13 protein-coding genes are annotated in these 15,225 nt (G+C 72.9%); 4 read left to right on the top strand and 9 right to left on the bottom strand.

Going from position 1 to position 15,225, the window contains the following annotated elements:
- Positions 1-35 precede the first annotated feature (35 nt).
- Positions 36-1,124, top strand: coding sequence for a Glu/Leu/Phe/Val family dehydrogenase (locus ACVW2K_RS05480; RefSeq protein WP_457201825.1), 1,089 nt, complete (start codon positions 36-38; stop codon positions 1,122-1,124).
- 64 nt (positions 1,125-1,188) lie between these two features.
- Here ACVW2K_RS05480 and ACVW2K_RS05475 read toward each other — a convergent pair whose 3' ends face one another.
- The 3 genes from ACVW2K_RS05475 to purF form a co-directional block, all read right to left on the bottom strand.
- The gene (locus ACVW2K_RS05475) at positions 1,189-1,374 is read right to left on the bottom strand and encodes a DUF3073 domain-containing protein (RefSeq protein WP_028636625.1); all 186 of its coding nucleotides are present in this window, start codon (positions 1,372-1,374) and stop codon (positions 1,189-1,191) included.
- Positions 1,375-1,494: 120 nt separating this feature from the next.
- Positions 1,495-2,607 carry a phosphoribosylformylglycinamidine cyclo-ligase gene (purM, locus tag ACVW2K_RS05470; RefSeq protein ID WP_457201824.1) on the bottom strand — a complete coding sequence of 371 codons (1,113 nt, stop codon included), beginning with the start codon at positions 2,605-2,607 and terminating at the stop codon, positions 1,495-1,497.
- 7 nt (positions 2,608-2,614) lie between these two features.
- Complete coding sequence (purF, locus tag ACVW2K_RS05465) at positions 2,615-4,198, bottom strand: amidophosphoribosyltransferase (RefSeq protein ID WP_457201823.1); 1,584 nt, start codon at positions 4,196-4,198, stop codon at positions 2,615-2,617.
- Between the two features lie 87 nt (positions 4,199-4,285).
- Here purF and ACVW2K_RS05460 point away from each other — a divergent pair, with 87 nt between their 5' ends.
- Together ACVW2K_RS05460 and ACVW2K_RS05455 are read left to right on the top strand one after the other, a co-directional pair.
- Positions 4,286-6,067, top strand: a complete 1,782-nt coding sequence (locus ACVW2K_RS05460; RefSeq protein WP_457201822.1) for a sensor histidine kinase — start codon at positions 4,286-4,288, stop codon at positions 6,065-6,067.
- A 21-nt stretch (positions 6,068-6,088) separates the two neighbouring features.
- Entirely contained in the window at positions 6,089-7,843 is a 1,755-nt protein-coding gene (locus ACVW2K_RS05455) for a sensor histidine kinase (protein WP_457201821.1), read from the top strand.
- Between the two features lie 23 nt (positions 7,844-7,866).
- On the opposite strand, the gene ACVW2K_RS05450 is transcribed toward ACVW2K_RS05455, so the two are convergent.
- The 5 genes from ACVW2K_RS05450 to ACVW2K_RS05430 are packed head-to-tail and all read right to left on the bottom strand — an operon-like array spanning position 7,867 to position 12,947.
- Positions 7,867-8,343, bottom strand: coding sequence for a (2Fe-2S)-binding protein (locus ACVW2K_RS05450; RefSeq protein WP_457201820.1), 477 nt, complete (start codon positions 8,341-8,343; stop codon positions 7,867-7,869).
- A 1-nt stretch (position 8,344) separates the two neighbouring features.
- Positions 8,345-10,645, bottom strand: coding sequence for a molybdopterin cofactor-binding domain-containing protein (locus tag ACVW2K_RS05445; protein WP_457201819.1), 2,301 nt, complete (start codon positions 10,643-10,645; stop codon positions 8,345-8,347).
- A gap of 47 nt (positions 10,646-10,692) precedes the next feature.
- On the bottom strand, positions 10,693-12,024 hold the full coding sequence (locus ACVW2K_RS05440; protein ID WP_457201818.1) for a M20/M25/M40 family metallo-hydrolase: 1,332 nt from the start codon (positions 12,022-12,024) through the stop codon (positions 10,693-10,695).
- Between the two features lie 9 nt (positions 12,025-12,033).
- Positions 12,034-12,369 (bottom strand): sterol carrier family protein, encoded by a 336-nt coding sequence (locus ACVW2K_RS05435; protein ID WP_457201817.1) that lies wholly within the window; start codon positions 12,367-12,369, stop codon positions 12,034-12,036.
- Positions 12,369-12,947 carry a winged helix-turn-helix domain-containing protein gene (locus ACVW2K_RS05430; RefSeq protein WP_028636633.1) on the bottom strand — a complete coding sequence of 193 codons (579 nt, stop codon included), beginning with the start codon at positions 12,945-12,947 and terminating at the stop codon, positions 12,369-12,371. Before ACVW2K_RS05430 ends, ACVW2K_RS05435 begins: the two co-directional genes overlap by 1 nt.
- 70 nt (positions 12,948-13,017) lie before the next feature.
- Here ACVW2K_RS05430 and ACVW2K_RS05425 point away from each other — a divergent pair, with 70 nt between their 5' ends.
- Complete coding sequence (locus ACVW2K_RS05425; RefSeq protein WP_457201816.1) at positions 13,018-14,274, top strand: MFS transporter; 1,257 nt, start codon at positions 13,018-13,020, stop codon at positions 14,272-14,274.
- On the opposite strand, the gene ACVW2K_RS05420 is transcribed toward ACVW2K_RS05425, so the two are convergent.
- A complete protein-coding gene (locus tag ACVW2K_RS05420; protein WP_457201815.1) occupies positions 14,241-15,197 on the bottom strand; it encodes a helix-turn-helix transcriptional regulator in 957 nt (318 codons plus the stop codon). The two genes, ACVW2K_RS05425 and ACVW2K_RS05420, sit on opposite strands and share 34 nt — an antisense overlap.
- Positions 15,198-15,225 lie beyond the last annotated feature (28 nt).

Genomic DNA, 15,225 nt, shown 5'->3' with positions numbered 1-15,225 from the left:
CACCCCGTGGCCGACCACAGAAAGCAGGGCCATCCATGTCTGCGTCCCCCTCCGTCGACGTGTTCGACCTCGGCTCCGAGCACGAGCAGGTCGTCTTCGCGAACGATCCCGCCACCGGGCTGCGGGCCGTGATCGCGATCCACTCGACCGCCCTCGGTCCCGCCCTCGGCGGCACCCGCTTCCACCCCTACGCCTCCACCGCGGACGCGGTGACGGACGTGCTGAACCTCTCGCGCGGGATGTCCTACAAGGCCGCCCTCGCCGGGCTCGACCTCGGCGGCGGCAAGGCCGTGATCATCGGGGACCCGAGGACGGCGAAGTCGGAGCCGCTGCTGCGGTCCTACGGCCGGCACGTGCAGTCGCTCGGCGGTCGCTACTACACGGCGTGCGACGTGGGCACGTTCTCGGCGGACATGGACGTGATCGCACGCGAGTGCTCGTTCGTCACCGGCCGCACCGTCGCGCACGGCGGTGCGGGCGACAGCTCGGTCCTGACGGCGTACGGCGTCTTCCAGGGCATGCGCGCGAGCGCGGCCGCCGCCTGGGGCGGACCCTCGCTGGAGGGCCGGACCGTCGGCGTCGCCGGCGTCGGCAAGGTCGGCCACCACCTGGTCCGCCACCTCGTCGAGGAGGGCGCCGCGGTGATCGTGACCGACGTCGACCCGGCCGCGGTCGAGCGGGTGCGCGAGGAGTTCCCGTCGGCCCAGGTCGTCCCGACCACGACCGCGCTGGTCGCCTCGCAGCTCGACGTGTACGCCCCGTGTGCGCTCGGTGGCGCGATCACCGACGAGGTCGTCGAGACCCTGAGCGCGAAGATCATCTGCGGCGCGGCGAACAACCAGCTCGCCCACGCCGGCATCGAGAAGATGCTCGAGGAGCGCGGCATCCTCTACGCGCCCGACTACTGCGTGAACGCCGGTGGCCTCATCCAGGTCGCCGACGAGCTCGAGGGCTTCTCGTTCGAGCGGGCGCAGCAGCGCGCCACCGGGATCTACGACACCACCCGGATGGTCTTCGAGCTGGCTGCCTCGGACGGCGTACCGCCCGCCATCGCCGCGGACCGACTGGCCGAGCGTCGGATGCGCGAGGTCAGCCAGCTGCGCGGCATGTGGCTGACCCGCTGACGCGACGCGTCGGGTTCCCCCGGTCAGCCGGCGGAACCCGGCGACACGCCGGGTGTGACTGAGATCAGTCGCGCGAGTCGGAGTAGTCCGACCACTTCTCGAGCACTTCCGGCTCGAGCTGGTCGGTGTCGTCGTTCGGGCTCTGCCCGTGCAGCTCGTTGGCCAGCGCCCCGAAGTCCGTCTCGTGAGTGCGGTACTTCAGGTCGCGTGCGACCTTCGTCTGCTTCGCTTTTGCTCGGCCGCGCCCCATAGGGTCAGCCCCCTCGCACACTCGGCCGGGGCTCGATGGCGCCCGGACTGTCTCATAGAGTTCTCGTGGCCCCAACGCTACCTGTTGGGTGGGTGTTCCCGCACATCGGATCGCGGAAGATCACCAACCGGGATGCTGACCGACCAGCTCCACCCGGCCGCCGACCCCGGGATCGGTCGAGCCGGCGACGTGGACCTCGCCGGCCACCCAGGCCCGGACGCCGTGCTCGCCGAGCACCGCGATCGCGGCGTCCGCGTCGTCGGGCTGGGTGAGGGCGACCATGCCGACGCCGCAGTTCAGCGTCAGCTCCAGATCCGATTGGGGCACGTCGCCCACCCGGCGGACCAGGTCGAAGACCGGCTGCGGGGTCCAGGTCGAGCGGTCGACGCGGGCGCCGAGCTCGACCGGCATCACCCGCTCGAGGTTCGCCGCCAGGCCACCGCCGGTGACGTGCGACATCGCGTGCGTCCGGGTCCGGTCGGCGAGCGCGAGGCAGGCCTTCGCGTAGATCCGGGTCGGCTCCAGCAGCTCCTCGCCGAGCGTGCGGCCGAGCTCGTCGACGTGGCGGTCCAGCGACCAGCCGGCACCCTGCCGATCCGGGGGGCCGAGCAGCACGTGCCGCACGAGCGAGTAGCCGTTCGAGTGCAGGCCCGAGGACTCCATCGCGACGACCACGTCACCGGGTCGGACCCGGCCGGGCCCGAGGAGCCGGTCGGCCTCGACCACGCCGGTGGTCGAGCCCGCGACGTCGTACTCGTGCTCGCCGAGGAGCCCGGGGTGCTCTGCGGTCTCGCCGCCGATCAGCGCGCAACCGGCCTCGACGCAGGCCTCGGCGATGCCCTTGACGATCGCCGCGATCCGCTCGGGCACGACCCGGCCGGTCGCGATGTAGTCGGTCAGGAACAGCGGCTCGGCCCCGCAGACGACCAGGTCGTCCACGAGCATGCCGACCAGGTCGAAGCCGATCGTGTCGTGCTTGTCGAGCGCCTGGGCGATCGCCACCTTGGTGCCGACGCCGTCGGCGGAGGTCGCGAGCAGCGGTCGCTCGTAGTCCTTGAGCGCGGAGGCGTCGAAGAGCCCCGCGAAGCCACCGATCCCGCCGATCATCTCCGGGCGCCGCGCCTTGTCGATCCAGACCTTCATCAGCTCGACGGCCTTGTCGCCGGCCTCGATGGAGACGCCGGCGGCGGCGTAGGCGTTCTCGGACGCAGGCTCGGGCACGGGCTGGGACACGGGGCTCCTACGGGTTGTTGAGGACGGGGAGCGCCTTGCCGAGCGTCGGCGCCTGGAGCGAGCTCTCGAGCAGGTGCTTCCCGAGCAGGCTCTCGTCCGGGAGCGCGATCGGGTACTCGCCGGTGAAGCAGGCGCGGCAGAGCCGGTCGTCGGTCTGCCCGGTCGCGTCGATCATGCCGTCCAGCGAGATGTAGCCGAGGCTGTCGGCGCCGATGCTGGCCGCGATCTCCTCGGGCGTCAGCCCGTTCGCGATCAGCTCGGCACGGGTCGCGAAGTCGATGCCGTAGAAGCAGGGCCACTTCACCGGCGGGCTCGAGATGCGGACGTGCACCTCCCGCGCGCCGGCCTCACGGAGCATCCGCACCTGGGCGCGCTGGGTGTTGCCGCGGACGATCGAGTCGTCGACGACCACGATCCGCTTGCCGCGGATCATGTGCTCCAGGGCGTTGAGCTTGAGCCGGATGCCGAGCTGGCGCAGCGTCTGGCTGGGCTGGATGAAGGTGCGGCCGACGTACGCGTTCTTCACGAAGCCCTGGCCGAAGGGGATGCCGGACTCCTCGGCGTACCCGGCGGCGGCGGGCGTGCCCGACTCCGGGACCGGGATGACCAGGTCGGCCTCGACCGGGAACTCGCGGGCCAGCCGGCGGCCCATCTCGACCCGGGACTCGTGCACGCTGCGGCCGCTGATGGTGGCGTCCGGGCGCGCGAGGTAGACGTACTCGAACACGCAGCCCTTGGGCTTCGGCTCGGCGAACCGGTGGGACCGGAGGCCGTTCTCGTCGATCACGAGCATCTCGCCGGGCTCGACCTCGCGGACCACGCTCGCGCCGATCGTGGCGAGCGCGGCGTCCTCGCTGGCGACGACCCAGCCCCGCTCGAGGCGGCCGAGGACCAGCGGCCGGATCCCCTGCGGGTCGCGCGCGGCGTACAGGGTGTTCTCGTTCATCCACACGAAGCAGAACGCGCCCTCGAGCTGCGGCAGCACCTCCAGGGCCCGCTGCTCCAGGGAGGTGTCCGGGTGGTGCGCGAGCAGCGCCGTGACCAGGCCGGTGTCGTTGGTCGAGGACTCGAGCGGCCGGGTGTGCAGCTCCAGCTCGTCCTCGGGACCGGGGAGGTCGGTGACCATCCGCTGGAGCTCGTGGGTGTTGATCAGGTTGCCGTTGTGGCCGAGCGCGATGGAGCCGTCGGCGGTCGGGCGGAACGTCGGCTGCGCGTTCTGCCAGGTGCTGGCACCCGTCGTCGAGTAGCGGGTGTGCCCGATCGCGAGGTGGCCGTTGAGCGAGGCCAGGGTCGTCTCGTCGAAGACCTGCGAGACCAGGCCCATGTCCTTGTAGACGAGGATCTGCCGGCCGTTGCTGACCGCGATGCCGGCCGACTCCTGGCCGCGGTGCTGCAGCGCGTAGAGGCCGAAGTACGTCAACTTGGCGACGTCCTCGCCGGGGGCCCAGACACCGAAGACGCCGCACGCGTCCTGGGGTCCCTGCTCGTGCGGGTCGAGGGCCGCCGTCAGACGGCCGTCCCCACCCCTGCGGGGGTTGCTCTCGAAGGGCACGACCAAAAGTCTAGAGGTGTTCTCCTCGGCGTGTCCCATCCACGTCCTGCGTCGTTGGGATGCCGAGACCGCTGAACGTGGCCGACGTAACATGGGGGGCCGCGCCCACGAGACGAACGAGGACCGATGTCAGGGGAGACCGATGCTCGTCCTGCCACCAGCGGGGCGACTCAGTGGTCGGACGCGCCGTCCCGGGACGCGCTCCAGCTGATCGCCGAGGGCGTGACCAAGGTGGCCGGCTTCGGCATCGCCGCGATCAGCGTGGTCCGCAGCGACGGCAAGCTCGAGGTGATGGCCGTCGCCGGCAGCGACGAGGCGGGCGAGTCCCTCAAGGGCCGGCGTACGCCGATCGACCAGCTCTCCCGCGAGATCGCCAAGGCCGACGACTGGGGCCTGTTCCGCTTCGTCCCGCACGAGCGGCTCGACCCGAGTGCCGGCGAGCAGTGGGGCTGGGTGCCGGACATCGACCCGATCGACGACGCTCCCGACGCCTGGCACCCGCTGGACCTGCTGACCGCGCCGCTGTACGACGACGGCGGCGTGCTCCGGGGCACCCTCGCCATCGACCTGCCCGTCGACGGCCGTCGCCCCGGCGAGGGGCAGCGCGGGGTCCTGAACACCTACGCCGAGCAGGCCCGTCAGGCCGTCATCGTCGCGCTCGAGCGGGAGACGCTGTCCGAGCAGGTGCGGATGGCCGAGACGGCCCGCCGGATCGTCCGCCGCGCGACCGCGCAGCTCAGCATGGACCGGGTCGTCGAGGACAGCCGGGAGGCGCTGGTCGAGGGCTTCAACGCGGCCGGCATGTGGCTGCAGACCTTCGACCAGGACGGCCACGGCGCGATCTACTCCGCCGTCGGCCGCGAGATCGAGCTGAGCCCGGCGATGGTGCAGATCGCGGAGACTGCGGCCCGGATCGCCTGGGACCAGCAGCAGCCCGCGGTCGTCGCCCCGGACCGTCCGTTCGGACCCACCATCACCGACGAGCAGGGCGAGCTGATCCTCGCGTTCCTCGCGGAGATCGGCGTCCAGTCGCTGCTGTTCACCCCGCTCGGCGCCGGGCCGGAGTGCCTCGGCAACCTGGTGCTGACCCGGGTCGAGGGCGCGGCCGAGTGGACCGAGGCGGAGGCCACCAGCGCCCTGGACATCGGCCACGACCTGGGGCGCGCGATCCTCAACGCCCGCACCTTCGAGCGCGAGCACCAGCTCGTCGAGGAGCTCCAGGAGCTCGACACCTACAAGGGCCAGCTGATCGCGACCGTCGCCCACGAGCTCAAGAACCCGCTCACCTCCGTGATGGGCCACCTCGAGATGCTCGAGTCGTCCCCGGACTTCTCCGGCACCACCAGGAGCTCGCTCAACGCGATGGAGCGCGGCACCCGGCGGATGGTGCGGGTCATCGACGACCTGCTGCTCCTGTCCAAGGTCGGCGACGCCGACAACCCGGTGATCCCCGTGCGCGTCGACCTCCGCAAGATCGTGGACGAGGCGGTCGACCTGATCACGGTCGCGGCCGGCCAGAAGGGCCTCGTCGTCCGCATCGACGCTCCGGACGAGCCGGTGCTCGCGCTGGGCGACGCCACCGAGCTCGACCGGGTCTGCGCGAACCTGGTCAGCAACGCCGTCAAGTACACCCCCGACGGCGGCGCGGTGACCGTCTCGCTCGCCCGGGCGGAGGGCGAGGTCGTCCTGACGGTCGCCGACGAGGGCATCGGCATCTCCGAGGCCGACGTCGCGCGGCTCGGCACCGAGTTCTTCCGCTCGTCGAACCCGGAGGCGGTCGCCCAGCCCGGCACCGGGCTCGGCCTCGCCATCGTCAGCCGCGTGGTCGCCCGCCACGGCGGGCGGATGTCGATCCGGTCGGCGCTCGGCGAGGGCAGCACCTTCCGCGTCTTCCTGCCGTCCGGCTGAACCGCCCCTAGACTCCCCCCGATGCCCGACGCCGATTTCGTGCGTCCGGTCCGCGGGTCCCGCTGGTCGGACAGCCAGTCGAGAGACGCCCTCCAGGCGATCGCCGAGGGTGTGTCCCAGATCGCCGGTTTCGACCTGGTCGGCATCTCCGCCGCGCGCGACGACGGCTACCTCCACACTCTGGTGGTCGTCGGCCCCGAGGAGGCCCGCGCGACGCTCCTCGACAGCCTCGCGCCCACTCAGGCCCTGCTCGACCAGCTCGCGCTCGCCGAGGACTGGGGCCCGCTGAAGTGGATCCCCCACGACAAGCTCATCCTCGACATCGACACGTGGGGCTGGTTCTCCGACGCGCCGCGCGAGAACGTGCCGGACGGCGCCTGGCACCCGGAGGACTCGCTGGTCGCGCCGCTGGAGGACGACGACGGCCGGTTCCTCGGCTTCCTCGGCATCGAGCTCCCCCGTGACGGCCTGGTCCCGGACGCCGAGAAGCGCCGGCAGCTCGAGGTGTACGTGCGGCTGGCCACCCACGCGATCAGGGCGGCGCTCGAGCGGGAGCGGCTCGCGGAGCAGGTGCGGCTCGCGACCGCCGCCGCCGACATCGTCCGGATGGCGTCCGGCAGCGACACGGCCGACGAGATCCTCGCCGTCTGCGGCCGCGAGATCACCAAGGGCTTCCGGGCGGACTCGCTGTGGCTGCAGCGGATCGGCCTCGACCGGCGCTGCGCCGGACCCTTGTACGTCGACGGCGGCCCGACCGTGCGGCTGCCCGCCGGCGTCCGCGCCCTCGTGACCGCGCACGCGCAGCGCGCGTGGGAGCGCCAGTGCGTCGGCGTCATCGCTCCCGAGCGGCCGGTGCCAGGCGCGCTGGCGGCCGACCAGGTCGAGACCGTGCTCGAGTTCCTCGCCGGGGTCGGGGTCGAGTCGCTGTTGTTCGTGCCCATCGGCGCGGGCCCCGACTGCTTCGGCGTGATCGGGCTGACGCGGGGTCACCGCGGCGCGGAGTGGAGCGAGACCGAGGCCGCGACCGCGCTCGAGATCGCCCGCGACCTGGGTCGGTCGATGCGGGAGCACGAGCTCGTCAACGAGCTCCGCCAGGTCTCGGACTACCGCGCCCGGATGGTGGCCACCGTCGCCCACGAGCTGAAGAACCCGGTCAGCGCCGTGCTCGGGTACGCCGAGCTCCTCGACGGCGACCCGGACCTCGGCGAGTCCTCGCGCACGGCGGCCGCCGCGATCCGGCGTGGCGGCGAGCGCCTGGCCCGCGTGGTCGACGACCTGCTGGTGCTGCACAGCACCACGGAGACCGAGCCGGTGACCGGTGCCAGGGTCGACCTCGGCGCGCTGGCCCGTGAGGTGGTCGAGCTCAACGCCGCGCTGGCGGCCGGCCTCGGGATCGACCTGCGCGTCGCCGTACCGGACGCGCCGGTGGTCGTGTGCGGTGCCGACGGCGAGATCGAGCACGTCGTCTCGAACCTGGTGAGCAACGCGCTGAAGTACACCGACCGGGGCGGCTCGGTGGTGGTCACCGTCGCGGTCCTCGGGGACGAGGCCGAGCTCACCGTCGCCGACGACGGTATCGGCATGTCGGCCGAGGACTCCGCCCGCGTGTTCGAGGAGTTCTACCGCTCGTCCGACCCCGCCGCGACAGCCAAGCCCGGCACCGGGCTCGGGCTGGCGATCGTCCGGCGGGTCCTGGAGCGGTACCGCGGCCGGATCGAGGTCGAGTCGGAGCTCGGCCGGGGCAGCACGTTCCGGGTCGGGCTGCCGCTCGGCTGAGCTGCCGGGCCTCGACCCCCGGGTCACATCCGGCGCTCGCCCTGCGCGATCGCCTCCCGGATCCGGGTGTAGGTCCCGCACCGGCAGATGTTGCGGATGCCGTCGAGGTCCGCGTCGGTGATCGACCGGCCCTCCCGGCGCACCTTCCGCACCAGCGCGACCGCGGCCATGATCTGCCCGGGCTGGCAGTAGCCGCACTGCGGGACGTCGCGGTCCAGCCAGGCCTCCTGCATCGGGTGCAGGTCGGCGCCGACCGTGTCCGGGAGGCCTTCGATGGTGGTGACCTCGTCGGTCGGGGCCAGGTCGCCGACGCGCACCGAGCACGGGTTGAACGCGCGGCCGTTGATGTGCGAGGTGCACGCCTTGCAGACGTTGATGCCGCAGCCGTACTTCGGCCCGGTCACGCCGAGCAGGTCTCGTAGCACCCAGAGCACGCGCACGTCGTCGTGCACGTCGACGGTGACGCTGCGGCCGTTGAGGATGAAGGTCTGCCGGGGCATGTCAGTACACCTTCCTCAGTCCGTTGGTCGGCGACTGCGGGATCGGAGGGACCACCGGCTTGGGCCGGAAGCGCAGCGGGTCGCGGTGGTTGACCGGGAAGTACGCCGGGACCTCGCCGACCGCTCGCGCGTAGGCGCACGCGACCGCGGCGAACGTCGCAGCCACTCCCGCCTCGCCCGCCCCGCCGGGCTGGCCGCTGTCGGACGGCATCACGACGACCTCGACCTCCGGCGGGGTGTTCCACTGCCGGGTGTAGAAGTAGTTGTCCCAGCTGGCCTCGAGGAAGTGGCCGTCGCGCAGGTGCAGGCTCGACGTCAGCGCCAGCGCGATGCCGTCGTTGATCCCGCCCTGCATCTGGGCCTCCAGGCCACGCGGGTTCACGACCAGCCCCGCGTCGATCGCGAACACGACCCTGGTCACGCGCGGGCCGCCGACGCCGTCGCGGATGTCCCGCTCGGTCTGCCGCGGCCGGCAGTCGATCTCGACCAGGCACGCACTGGCGCCCTTGTACTCCTTGTGGATGGCGATGCCCTGCGCCGTGCCGGCCGGCATCGAGCGACCCCACCGCCCGATGTCGGCGACCTTGTCGAGCACCGCGCGGACCCGGTCGCTGCGCAGCTGCGCGCGGCGGAACTCGTACGGGTCCTGCTTCATCGCCTTCGCGAGCTGGTCGACCATCAGCTCGCCCGCGGCGCGCACGTCGGGAGAGTAGATGTTGCGCATGCTGCCGGTGTTGAACCGGTCGTCGGTCTCGACGAGCGTCTGCACGACGGCGCCGAAGTCGTACGGCACCTCCTGGGTCAGCTCGAAGACCGTCTCGGAGAACCCGAGGTTGCCGAGCCCGGTCGGCAGGTCCGCGGCCATCGCGGTGACCAGCTCCCCGAGCCCGTGCCGGAAGTCGGTCTCCACGCTGGTGTGCGCCTGCTGGAACGACAGCACCTGGTCGCCGGCCACCACCGCGCGCACCCGGCTCGTGGCCAACGGGTGGCCCCGGCCGACGCGGGCGTCGTCGGCGCGGTGCCACATCAGCTTGACCGGCTTGCCCATCGCCTGCGAGATCTTCGCGGCCTCGAGCGCGCCGTCGAAGAACAACCGCCGGCCGAAGGAGCCGCCGGCCTGGACGACATGCACGGTCACGGCGTCCTGGCTCATCCCGAGGGCCTCGGCGATCCGCTGCTGCGCGGTGATCGGGGACTTGAGGCCCGACCAGATCTCGGCGCGGTCGGCCCGGACGTCGGCGACCGCGGAGTTGGTGTCCATCGCGGAGTTGCTGCGGAAGTAGAAGAGCACGTCGAGCTCGAGGGTCCGCGCGAGCGGGGTGTCCGGGAGCGACGGCAGCGGCTGCTCCGCCGCCTTCAGCTCGGCCACGATGTCGTCGTCGGAGAGCCCGGCCACCGGGCCGTCGGCCCAGTCGACGTGCATCGCCCGGATCGCGTCGATGCACTGGCCGAAGGTCTCGGCACGCACGGCGACCCCGGTGTCGACCAACGCCACGTCGGTCACGCCCGGCATCGCGAGGACCTCGGACCGGTTGCGCAGCCTGCGCGGCGTGCCGTTCAGCGTGGGCGCCCGGCACACCATCGTCGGCAGCGCGCCCTCCACCTGCAGGTCGGTCGCGTACTGCTTGCGACCGGTCACGGCCTCCAGCGCGTCGACCCGCCGCTGCCCGGTGCCGACCACCCGGAACTCGGCCGGGTCCTTGAGCCGGACGTCGACCCGGCGGGTGGTGCGGCTCGCGGCCGCGCGGGCGAGCTGGCCGTACGTCAGCGAGCGACCGTCGGGCGCCTGGATCACGCCGCCCCTGGCGACCAGGCTCGCGACCGTGTCGCCGAGCTGGACCGCGGCGGCCTCGAGCAGCGCGCCCTTGGCGACGGCGGCGGCGACCCGGATCGGGGTGTACGTCGAGATCGTGGTGTTCGAGCCGCCGGTGAGCTGGTTCCACAGCAGCTCGGGGCGGGCGTCGGCGAGCGTCACGCGGACCTTGTCCAGCGGCAGCTCGAGCTCCTCGGCGATCAGCATCGCCGTGGAGGTGGTGATGCCCTGCCCGACCTCCATCCTCGGCAGCTCGAAGGAGGCGGTGCCGTCCTCGTGGACGGCCACCGTGATCAGGTCGGCCGTGGGCATCGTGGCCTCGGTGAGCATGTCGTTGAGGTCGTAGCCCTCGGCCGGCTGCGGGGTGCCGGGCACGGCGTGCGCGGGCGCGGGGAGCAGGTCGGCGGCGGCGACGAGCGTCGTGCCGCCGATCACCCAGCCGACGAAGGAGCGTCGTCCGACGGAGACCGTCGTGAAATCAGTCGTCACACGGGGTGCAACGACGCCGCGTGACCGCCGTCACGCGGTCGCGGCGACTATCCGAGATTGCGGAGCAGCAGCGCCTCGGCCAGCACGACGCGCTCGAACTCGGCGAGGTGCAGGCCCTCGTTCGCGCCGTGCGCCCGGGTGTCCGGGTCCTCGACGCCGGTCACCAGGACGCTCGCCTCGGGGAACGCCTCGAGGAACTCCGCGATGAACGGGATCGAGCCGCCGACCCCCATGTCCACGGGCTCGGTGCCGTCCCAGGCCTCGGTGAACGCGGCCCGCGCGGCGTCGTACGCCGGGCCGGTCGCGTCGATCTGCGTCGCCTCGCCGGTGTCGACGAGGGTGGTCGTGAGCGTGGCGCCCCAGGGCACGCTCGCCTCGAGGTGGCGGACCAGGCAGTCGAGCGCATTGGCGGTGGTGTCGCCCGGCGCGATCCGCATCGAGATCCGGGCCCGAGCCGCGGGGACGAGCGTGTTGCTGGCGCCGGCCACCTTGGGGCCGTCCAGGCCGGTGATGCTGAGCGCCGGCCTGGTCCAGAGGCGCTCGACGGTCGAGCCGCTGCCGATCCACTCGATGCCGGGCGCGGCTCCGGACTCCGCGCGCAGCCGCTCCTCGGGGTACTCGACGTCGGCGGCCGGGCCGGCGTGCAGACCGGCGACCGCGACGTTGCCCTGGTCGTCGTGCAGCGTCGCGAGCACCCGCGCGAGGGTCATCAGCGCGTCGGGGACCAGGCCACCCCACATGCCGGAGTGCACGGCGTGGGTGAGCGTCCGGACCTCGACGTCGAGCCGGACCAGGCCGCGCAGGCTGGTGGTCAGGGCGGGCACGCCGATGTCCCAGTTGCCCGAGTCGGCGATCACGATGACGTCCGCCTTCAGGCGGTCCTGGTACTCGGTGAGCAGCGCGGTGAGGGTCTCGGAGCCGATCTCCTCCTCGCCCTCGATGAACATCGTGACGCTGACGGGCAGGTCGTCGCCGTGGACGCGGAGCGCGCCGAGGTGGGCGGCGATGCCGGCCTTGTCGTCCGCGGCCCCGCGGGCGTACAGCCGGTCGCCGCGCTCCGTCGGCTCGAACGGCGGGGAGTCCCAGTCGGCGTGGTCGTTCTCCGGCTGCACGTCGTGGTGGGCGTAGAGCAGCACCGTCGGCGCGCCCTCCGGGCCGGCCTTGTGGGCGATGACGGCCGGCAGCCCGCCCTCGATGCTGACGATGTCGACCTGGTCGAACTTCTCGGCACGGAACAGCTCGGCCACCGCCTCGGCGCTGCGGCGGACCTCGTCGTGACGGGCGGGGTCGGCGCTGACCGACTCGATCCGCACCAGGTCCTCGAGGTCCGCGCGGACGCCGGGGAGGACGGCCTGGACGCGGTCGCGCATGTCGCTCATGTCGCCAACCTATGCCAGCGGGAGGTACGGCGAGAGATCGGCCCGCTCGCCGCTGGCACGCAGCCGGCCCGCCGCCTCGGCGTCGTGCCAGCCGAGCTCGCCGGTCGCCAGCGCGAGCCAGGTGGGGGCGTCCATCTCGACCACGGCGGGCGGCGTGCCTCGGGTGTGCCGGACGCCCGGGATGACCTGGACGGCGGCGTACGGCGGGACCCGGACCTCGACCGAGTGGCCCGGCGCGCGCTGCTCCAGGACGGCCATGAAGTGCTTGGTGAGCAGCCGGAGGTCGCCGTCCTCGAACGCGGCCGCGAGCTGCTCGGGAGTGGCGAGGCGGAGACGGGCCGGCATCAGGTGCGGTCCCCGGGGTAGGGCTGGAGCACGGAGAACCACAGGTAGGTGCTGCGCTCGGGGTCGCGGCCGCGGGTCGTGTCCATCCAGCGGGTGACGACGGCGTCCAGCTCGGCCGCGAGCTCCAGCGCCTCCTCCCGGGTGAGCCGGACCGCCTGCTCGGTGACCGTGCGGAAGGTCTTCGGGTCCCGGCCCTCGTCGCTGTACGCCGCGTCGACGACGTGGTGCCCCCAGCTCGCGGCGTGCTGGCGGAACACGACGGACGCGGCCTGCCCGCCCGGCTGCTTCTCGAGGTCGGTGAGGTTGATCGACACCCCGTCCGGCGAGGCCGGCCGCCAGACCCGGTCGCGCTTGTCGCGGGCGGCCTCGGGGTCCTCCTCGACCAGGCCGTACTTGGCGAGCTGGCGCAGGTGGAAGCTCATCTGGTTGGCCGGGAGATCGAGCTCCCGCGCCAGGTCGGCGGCGCGCATCGGGCCGCTGGCCGCGAGCTCGGTCAGGATCCGGTTCCGCACCGGGTGTGCGATCGCCCGCAGCATCTTGGGGTCGTGGACCGCCTGGCTGCGGTTGGGGTAGGTCACGCCGGCCAGACTACCGCGAATCCCGCACGAACCATTGCGCAACATCAGTTGCGCACTATATGTTGCGGATGTGCCGTCGTACCGCTCGCTCGCCCGCAACCACGACTTCACCGCGCTCTGGGTCGGCCAGACCGTGAGCGAGATCGGCAGCCGGATGACGATGTTCGTCTTCCCGCTGATCACGTTCGCGATGACCGGCTCGGCGGTGCTCGCCGCTGCGGCCGAGGCGCTCTACCTGCTGGGGGTCGCCGGCACGCTGCTGCCGGCCGGCGTCCTCGCCGACCGGTACGACCGGCGCCGGATCATGATGATCGCGAGCGGCACCGGCGTCGTCCTCTACGGCTCGCTCGCGGTCGCGGGGATCCTCGGCGGGCTCACCGTGCCGCACCTGTTCGCCGTCGCGCTGCTGACCGGCATCGGCGCGGGCCTGTTCGCGCCCGCCGAGATCTCCGCGGTCCGGACCGTCGTCCCGGCCGACGAGCTGCCGACCGCGCTGAGCCAGAACCAGGCCCGCCTGCACGTCGCCTCCCTGCTCAGCGCTCCGCTGGGCGGCGTGCTCTACGCGATCACGCGGTGGCTGCCGTTCGCCGTGGACGCCGTGACGTTCGCGGTGTCCTTCGTGCAGCTCGGCCGGATCCGCGCCGACCTCTCCCCCGAGCCGTACGACGGTCCGCGCCGGCGGCCGGTGCACGACCTGCGCGACGGGGTGCGGTTCGTGGCGTCGCGCCCCTTCTTCCGGGTGCTCACCGTCTGGAGCGGCCTGGCCAACCTGGCGGTGAACGCGCTGTTCTTCGTGGCGATCCTGCGGCTGATCGAGGGCGGGTTCGGGTCCTTCCAGATCGGTCTGGTCGAGGCCGCGGCCGGGCTCGCCGGCCTCATCGGCGCCGTGCTCGCGCCGTGGGTGATCGAGCGGATGGCGACCGGCTGGCTCACGGTCGCGATCGCCTGGTGCTTCGTGCCCCTCGTCGTACCGATGGCGCTCTGGAACGAGCCCGGGGTCGTGGCGGCCGCGATCGGGCTCGGGATGCTGCTGAACCCCTCGGGGAACGCCGGCATCGGGTCGTACCGGATCGCGGTCACCCCGCCGGAGCTGCTCGGCCGCGTGCAGTCGACCTCGCAGTTCGTGTCGTGGTCGATGATGCCGCTGGCCCCGGTCCTCGCCGGCGCCCTCCTCGCGACCGTGGGCGGCCGGACCGCGATCCTCGTGCTCGGCCTCCTCACCGCGCTGGTCGCCTGCATCCCGACGTTCTCCCGCTCGGTGCGGGCGGTCCCGCGACCCGACCGGTGGGAGCGCTACGAGGTGCCGGTCCCGGCTGCCTGCGCCTGAGCGAACCGGGATGCCGCCGATGCGACCGCCGCGCGCAGCTCGTCCGGCCCCTCGACCTCGAACGCCGCGTCCATCCGTGCCAGCACCATCAGTGGCCAGTCCAGGGTGTCGGTCGGCATCCACACCCGGCACCACCCGGCGCCGTCCGGGGTGACCGTCGCCCAGCGGCCGATGTCGGCCTCGACGACGGCGGCGGGCAGCGCGATCCGCAGGCGCACGTCGTACCGCGTCGCCATGGAGCGGATGCCCGCGGTCACGAACGACGGCGCATCCTCCGCGGGCAGCTCGCGGGGCCGGAAGCGCTGCCCGCTGGTCGTGACGTCCGCGATCCGGTCGACCCGGAACGAGCGCCAGTCCTGGCGGTCGCGGTCGTAGGCGACGAGGTACCAGCGGTGGCCGACCGAGACGAGCCGGTGCGGCTCCACCCGGCGCCGGCTGGCCTCACCGCCCCGGGCGACGTACTCGAACGCCACCGGCTCGTCGTCGCGGCAGGCCTGGGCGAGCGTGGTGAGGACGCCCGCGTCGAGGGCCGGGCCGCCGGCCCACGGGACGCCGTCGGTCTGCGAGCGCAGCGCGTCCATCCGCCGGCGCAGCCGCGGAGGCATGAGGGCGATCACCTTCGTCAGCGCCTGGAGCGAGGTGTCCTCGCCGCTCGAGGTCGCGGTCCGCAGCGCCACCGCGATCGCGACCGCCTCGTCGTCCTCGAGCAGCAGCGGCGGCAGCTGGCCGCCGGCCCGCAGCTGGTACCCGCCGGCCACGCCCCGCACGGCGTCGACGGCGTACCCGAGCTCGCGCAGCCGGTCGATGTCGCGGCGCAGCGTCCGCGGGCTGACCTCGAGCCGCTCCGCCAGCTCCCCGCCCGGCCAGTAGCGGTGGGTCTGCAGCAGCGAGAGCAGCCGCAGCATCCGCGCGCTCGTGCTCATGCTCCCGACCGTACCCCCGTATTGAGGT

This window comes from Nocardioides sp. HB32 (genome assembly GCF_054058995.1).
The sequence above is the reverse complement of the archived record's forward strand: the minus strand, read 5'-3'. Positions and strand labels throughout refer to the sequence as shown.

Excerpts from the sequence above, each read along its gene's own strand:
- ACVW2K_RS05480 (WP_457201825.1), top strand. The coding sequence starts at position 36 with ATGTCTGCGTCCCCCTCCGTCGACGTGTTCGACCTCGGCTCCGAGCAC.
- ACVW2K_RS05475 (WP_028636625.1), bottom strand. The coding sequence starts at position 1,374 with ATGGGGCGCGGCCGAGCAAAAGCGAAGCAGACGAAGGTCGCACGCGAC.
- purF (WP_457201823.1), bottom strand. The coding sequence starts at position 4,198 with ATGGGACACGCCGAGGAGAACACCTCTAGACTTTTGGTCGTGCCCTTC.
- ACVW2K_RS05460 (WP_457201822.1), top strand. The coding sequence starts at position 4,286 with ATGTCAGGGGAGACCGATGCTCGTCCTGCCACCAGCGGGGCGACTCAG.
- ACVW2K_RS05455 (WP_457201821.1), top strand. The coding sequence starts at position 6,089 with ATGCCCGACGCCGATTTCGTGCGTCCGGTCCGCGGGTCCCGCTGGTCG.
- ACVW2K_RS05450 (WP_457201820.1), bottom strand. The coding sequence starts at position 8,343 with ATGCCCCGGCAGACCTTCATCCTCAACGGCCGCAGCGTCACCGTCGAC.
- ACVW2K_RS05440 (WP_457201818.1), bottom strand. The coding sequence starts at position 12,024 with ATGAGCGACATGCGCGACCGCGTCCAGGCCGTCCTCCCCGGCGTCCGC.
- ACVW2K_RS05435 (WP_457201817.1), bottom strand. The coding sequence starts at position 12,369 with ATGCCGGCCCGTCTCCGCCTCGCCACTCCCGAGCAGCTCGCGGCCGCG.
- ACVW2K_RS05420 (WP_457201815.1), bottom strand. The coding sequence starts at position 15,197 with ATGAGCACGAGCGCGCGGATGCTGCGGCTGCTCTCGCTGCTGCAGACC.